Annotated in this window: 6 protein-coding genes; 3 read left to right on the top strand and 3 right to left on the bottom strand. The window is 71.5% G+C overall.

Going from position 1 to position 5,383, the window contains the following annotated elements; all coding sequences use genetic code 11:
• Nucleotides 1–150: 150 nt before the first annotated feature.
• Nucleotides 151–1,548, bottom strand: a complete 1,398-nt coding sequence (locus H5J33_RS22280) for a DUF6421 family protein (RefSeq protein ID WP_181796686.1) — start codon at nucleotides 1,546–1,548, stop codon at nucleotides 151–153.
• Between the two features lie 406 nt (nucleotides 1,549–1,954).
• On the opposite strand from H5J33_RS22280, the gene H5J33_RS22275 reads away from it, so the two are divergent.
• Nucleotides 1,955–2,638 (top strand): glycerophosphodiester phosphodiesterase family protein, encoded by a 684-nt coding sequence (locus H5J33_RS22275; protein WP_181796685.1) that lies wholly within the window; start codon nucleotides 1,955–1,957, stop codon nucleotides 2,636–2,638.
• Between the two features lie 37 nt (nucleotides 2,639–2,675).
• Here H5J33_RS22275 and H5J33_RS22270 read toward each other — a convergent pair whose 3' ends face one another.
• Complete coding sequence (locus H5J33_RS22270) at nucleotides 2,676–3,215, bottom strand: GNAT family N-acetyltransferase (RefSeq protein WP_181796684.1); 540 nt, start codon at nucleotides 3,213–3,215, stop codon at nucleotides 2,676–2,678.
• A gap of 56 nt (nucleotides 3,216–3,271) precedes the next feature.
• On the opposite strand from H5J33_RS22270, the gene H5J33_RS22265 reads away from it, so the two are divergent.
• Entirely contained in the window at nucleotides 3,272–3,664 is a 393-nt protein-coding gene (locus tag H5J33_RS22265) for a VOC family protein (RefSeq protein ID WP_181796683.1), read from the top strand.
• Between the two features lie 198 nt (nucleotides 3,665–3,862).
• Entirely contained in the window at nucleotides 3,863–4,915 is a 1,053-nt protein-coding gene (locus H5J33_RS22260) for an aldo/keto reductase (RefSeq protein ID WP_181796682.1), read from the top strand.
• Between the two features lie 12 nt (nucleotides 4,916–4,927).
• Here the strand turns inward: H5J33_RS22260 and H5J33_RS22255 are convergent.
• Nucleotides 4,928–5,383, bottom strand: a 456-nt coding sequence (locus tag H5J33_RS22255) for a MarR family winged helix-turn-helix transcriptional regulator (protein ID WP_181796681.1), incomplete at its 5' end; no start/stop codon positions are given.

The following is a 5,383-nucleotide window of genomic DNA, read 5'->3' as shown; positions in this document are numbered from 1 at the left end:
AGCCCACAACGGCCACTCGAACGGTAACCCGACTACCGGCATTCCTGCCGCCCGGACCGCCCGCGCCGGCCACCGCGATCACCGCACCACTGAGAGACCCGTTGTTCCCCACGTTCTTCCCCTCTTGAACAGTGTTGTGGACGCGGTCGCTCACGCGGCGATCCGCTCGGCGCCGTCCGCCGTGATGCCCTTGGTGGAGGCGATCACATTCTTCAGCTTCTTCGCCAGCGCCTCGTAGAACATGCTCAGCGGAAACTCGTCCGGCAGCACGTCGTCCACCAGCTTGCGCGGCGGCTGGGTCAGGTCCAGGGCGTCGGGGCCCTTGGCCCACTGGGAACCGGGGTGCGGGGCGAGGTAGGTGGAGACCAGTTCGTAGCCGGCGAACCAGTGCACCAGCTTCGGGCGGTCGATGCCGTCCCGGTAGAGCTTCTCGATCTCGGCGCACAGCTGGTTGGTGACCTGCGGGGCGCGCTCCCAGTCGATGGAGAGCTTGTTGTCGGTCCACCGGACGACGTCGTGCTTGTGCAGGTAGGCGAAGAGCAGCTGGCCGCCGAGACCGTCGTAGTTGCGGTTGCGGTCACCGGTGACGGGGAAGCGGAACATGCGGTCGAAGAGCACCGCGTACTGCACGTCACGGGCCTGCGGGACGCCGTCCGCCTGGAGCTTCACGGCCTCCTTGAAGGCGGTGAGGTCGCAGCGCAGCTCCTCGAGGCCGTACATCCAGAACGGCTGGCGCTGCTTGATCATGAACGGGTCGAACGGCAGGTCGCCGTGGCTGTGGGTGCGGTCGTGGACCATGTCCCAGAGCACGAAGGCCTCTTCGCAGCGCTTCTGGTCGTGCACCATCGCGGCGATGTCCTCGGGCAGCTCCAGGCCCAGGATGTCCACGGCGGCCTCGGTGACACGGCGGAACCGGGCGGCCTCGCGGTCGCAGAAGATGCCACCCCAGGAGAAACGTTCCGGCGCCTCCCGGACGGCGATGGTCTCCGGGAAGAGGACGGCGGAGTTGGTGTCGTAGCCCGAGGTGAAGTCCTCGAAGGCGATGCCGCAGAAGAGCGGGTTGTCGTAGCGGGTGCGCTCCAGCTCGGCCAGCCAGTCCGGCCAGACCATGCGCAGCACGACCGCCTCCAGATTGCGGTCCGGGTTGCCGTTCTGGGTGTACATCGGGAAGACGACCAGGTGCTGGAGGCCGTCCACGCGGTCGGCCGCGGGCTGGAAGGCGAGCAGCGAGTCCAGGAAGTCCGGGACCTCGAAGCCGCCCTCGGCCCAGCGGCGCAGGTCCTTCACGAGGGCCCGGTGGTAGGCGGCGTCGTGCGGGACCAGCGGGGAGAGCCGCTCGACCGCGTCGGCGACGCGCTCGACGGCCGCCACGGCGTCGGCCCGGCGGGGGGCACCCTCGGCGTCGAAGTCGATCGATCCGTCCTTCGACTGCCATGGCCGGATCTGCTCCACGGCATCCTTGAGCACGGCCCAGGCCGGGTGCTCGACCACCCTGGTCTGCGAAGGAATCTGCTCCTCCGCGCGTGCCTGCACAAGAATTTCCGTCATGTTCCATCCTCCACGGGAGAACCTCGCGTATGGATACCGTATGCGTACCCTGTTTCACTCAGCAAGAGCAGCGGCGGGAAATTATTCTGTCCGCCCCCTTGGTCACCGATGTTTTTCCTGTCGTAAACCGTGACGGCGCTCACTTTCATCAACCGCGCGTACTCCCCGGCGCGAGGAGCGCGCCCGGCGGTCAAGGGCGCGGAAGACGCGCCCACCGGAGGGTGACGACCAGGGCGGATACCGGCCAACCGGCGCCTGCCCCGGCCCCCGAATGCCCGGCGCAGCCGCGGGTCCATCGCACGGCCCGGCCGTTAGGCTGCGGCCTTGCCGCGTGGACGACGACGTCCGGCACGGGTCCGTCGGTCCGCGCGTCGCCGAGCCGCCGTCGACGGAAGCGAGTTGAACCTTGAACTTCCTTACCATCGGTCATCGCGGGGTCATGGGCGTCGAGCCCGAGAACACCCTCCGTTCCTTCGTCGCCGCGCAGCGGGCCGGCCTGGACCTGATCGAACTCGATCTGCACCTCAGCAAGGACGGCGCGCTGGTCGTCATGCACGACGCGGAGGTGGACCGCACCACCGACGGCTCCGGGCCGATCGCCGAGAAGACCCTCTCCGAGCTGCGCGCCCTGGACGCGGGCCGCGGGGAGCGGGTGCCGGTGTTCGAGGAGGTGCTGGAGGCGGTGCGCGCGCCGTTGCAGGCCGAGATCAAGGATGTGGCGGCGGCCCGGACGCTGGCCGAGGTGATGCGCGCGCGGGACCTGACCGCCCGGGTGGAGGTGTCCTCGTTCCACGACGAGGCGATCGTGGAGATCGCGCGGCTGGTGCCGGGGGTGCGCACGGCCCTGGTCGCGAGCGACTACGGCACCGAGGTGGTGGACCGCGCCGTCGCCGCGGGCGCCGCGACCGTGTGCCTGGACATCCGCCGGCTCACCCTGGAGGTCGTCGAGCACGCGCGCGCGTCCGGGCTGCGGATCCTCGGCTGGGTGGTCAACACCCAGGAGCACCTGCGACTGGTCCGGGCCCTGGAGCTGGACGGGGCGACGACCGACTACCCGGAGATCAAGCGCACGGGCCGGTTCACGGCGTAACCTCCGGCGGCCGGGCCGTGAACCGGCCGCCGCACCCTCACGCCAGCTTCTTGACGAGCAGCTCGAACTCCAGGTCGGCGCGGAGCGGGATGCCGAAGCGCTCGTCGCCGTACGGGAACGGGGACGTCTGTCCCGTACGGCGGTAACCGCGGCGTTCGTACCAGGCGATCAGGTCCTCGCGCACGGAGATCACCGTCATGCGCATCTCGCCGACACCCCAGGTCTGCCGGCACCGGCGCTCGGCCTCCGCGAGGACGGCCTTGCCGACGCCGCCGCCCTGCAGGGCGGGGCTCACCGCGAACATGCCGAAGTAGGCGTGGTCGCCGCGGTGCTCCAGCTGGCAGCAGGCGACGATCCGGCCGTCCAGTTCCACGGCGAGCAGCCGGCTGTCCGGCGACTTGATCACCTCCAGCACGCCCTCGGGGTCGGTGCGCTGCCCGTCGAGGATGTCCGCCTCGGTGGTCCACCCGGCCCGGCTGCGCTCCCCCCGGTACGCCGACTCCACGAGCGCGACCAGGGCGTCCACGTCGGCGTCGGTGGCGTCGCGGAACGTGAGTCCGGTGGCGGGGGTGTCCATGGCGGGGTCTCCGATCTCGGGCGTGGCCGGGGCACGGAAGAGGGTAACCCTGCTGCATGGTGCATGTACTCAGCAGCCGGATCCTGCTCCGGCCCTCCGATCCCGAACGCTCCCGCGCCTTCTACGGCGAGCGGCTGGGACTGTCCGTCTACCGCGAGTTCGGGACCGGTCCCGAGCGCGGCACGGTCTACTTCCTCGGCGGCGGCTTCCTGGAGCTGTCCGGCCGGTCCGACGACCCGCCCTCGCCCGCGGTACGGCTGTGGTTGCAGATCGGGGACGCGACGGCCGCGTACGAGGAACTGCGGGCGCGGGGCGTGGAGATCGTACGGCCCCCGGTGAAGGAGCCCTGGGGCCTGGTCGAGATGTGGATCAGCGACCCGGACGGCACGCCGATCGTCCTGGTGGAGATCCCGGCGGACCATCCCCTGCGCTACCGGCCCGGGATCTGACGTCCGCCCCGCGAACGCGCCCGGGGACGGCGACGGCCTTCTCCGGGCGCGTTCGCGGGCCTGTGGCCGGGCGTCCGGCGGGCCGGGGCGGGTGTTTGCCTTCGAGGGCGCTCCAGCCTCTAGCGTCGCTCGCACGGCCTGCGAGGTCGTTCGCACCACCTGCGGAGTCGCTCGCACACCTGCGAAGAGGAGACACACATGCGGTACACGCTTTTCGGGCGGACCGGGCTGCGCGTCAGCGAGCTGGCACTGGGCACCATGACCTTCGGGGAGGACTGGGGGTGGGGCGCCGGCAAGGACACCAGCGCCCGGATCCTCGACGTCTACGCCGACGCGGGCGGCAACTTCGTGGACACCGCGAACAACTACACCTCCGGCACCGCCGAGCGGATCCTAGGCGAGCTGCTCGCCGGGCGCCGCGACCGGTTCGTGCTGGCGAGCAAGTACACCTGCGGCACCCGCGACGGCGACCCCAACGCGGCGGGAAACCACCGCGGGAACCTCGTCCGGTCCATCGAGGACAGCCTGCGCCGGCTGCGCACCGACCGGCTCGACGTGCTGTGGGTGCACGCCCGGGACAACTTCACACCGGTGGAGGAGGTGATGCGGGCCCTGGACGACGTGGTCCGCGCGGGCAAGGTGCTCTACGTGGGCGTGTCGGACTGGCCGGCCTGGGAGATCGCGCAGGCCAACACCCTTGCCGAGCTGCGTGGCTGGACGTGTTTCGCGGGCTCGCAGCTGAGCTACAGCCTGCTGGAGCGCACCCCGGAGCGTGAGCTGCTGCCGCAGGCGCGGGCGTTCGACCTCGCCGTGTTCGCCTGGGCGCCGCTGGCGGCGGGCCGGCTCACCGGGAAGTACCGGCGCGGCGGGACGGGACGGCTGGACACCCTGGACGTGCGGCCCGAGGCGTGGGAGGAGGACGTCGTCGACGCGGTCGTGGAGATCGCCGAGGCGGGCGGCTGGAGCCCGGCGCAGGTGGCCCTGGCCTGGCTGCTGGACCGGCCCGGGAACGTCGTACCGATCGTGTCGGCCACCCGGCCGGAGCAGCTCGCGGACAACCTGGCGAGCACCGGGGTCCGGCTCGACGCGGACGCGCGCGCCCGGCTGGACGAGGTGAGCGCGATCCCGCTGGGCTTCCCGCACGACTTCCTGCGGGAGGCGCCCATCACCCGCAATGTGTACGGCGACCGCTGGCCCGACATCGTCGACCGGCGCTCCACGTACCGCCGTACCGTGCACGACGTCCTCTGAGCGTCCGGCCGGTCAGGCCCGCAGCGCGCCCATCCGGCCCTCCAGGCGGGCGAGCAGCTCGGCCAGCAGTCCGGCCAGTCCGTCCTGGTCCCCGGGGGGCAGGACGGACAGTACGGCCGTCTCGTAGGCGAGTTGCTCGGGCAGGATGCCGTCGACCAGGCCGCGGCCCGCGTCGGTGAGCCGGACGTGGGCCACGCGCCGGTCGCGGGTGTCGCCGCGCCGTTCGACCAGGCCGCGCTCGGTCAGCTGCTTGAGCCGCTTGGTCACGGCGGCCCCGGAGGAGAAGGTCTCGCGGGCCAGCTCGCCCGGGGTCAGTTCGTGTCCGGTGCGGCGCAGCGCGCCGAGCAGGTCGAACTCGGCGCGGCTCAGTCCGGCCCGGCGCAGCGGGGCGTCCTCGGCCTGCTGGAGCAGGGCCGCGCAGCGGTTGATCCGGCCGATGATCTCCATCGGCCCGGTGTCCAGCTCGGG

This window comes from Streptomyces sp. WELS2 (assembly GCF_013870595.1).
Classification (GTDB): domain Bacteria; phylum Actinomycetota; class Actinomycetes; order Streptomycetales; family Streptomycetaceae; genus Streptomyces.
The sequence above is the reverse complement of the archived record's forward strand: the minus strand, read 5'-3'. Positions and strand labels throughout refer to the sequence as shown.

What these genes read in the sequence shown, in the direction of transcription:
- H5J33_RS22280 (WP_181796686.1), bottom strand. Translation starts at nt 1,548, where the DNA reads ATGACGGAAATTCTTGTGCAGGCACGCGCGGAGGAGCAGATTCCTTCG.
- H5J33_RS22270 (WP_181796684.1), bottom strand. Translation starts at nt 3,215, where the DNA reads ATGGACACCCCCGCCACCGGACTCACGTTCCGCGACGCCACCGACGCC.
- H5J33_RS22265 (WP_181796683.1), top strand. Translation starts at nt 3,272, where the DNA reads ATGGTGCATGTACTCAGCAGCCGGATCCTGCTCCGGCCCTCCGATCCC.
- H5J33_RS22260 (WP_181796682.1), top strand. Translation starts at nt 3,863, where the DNA reads ATGCGGTACACGCTTTTCGGGCGGACCGGGCTGCGCGTCAGCGAGCTG.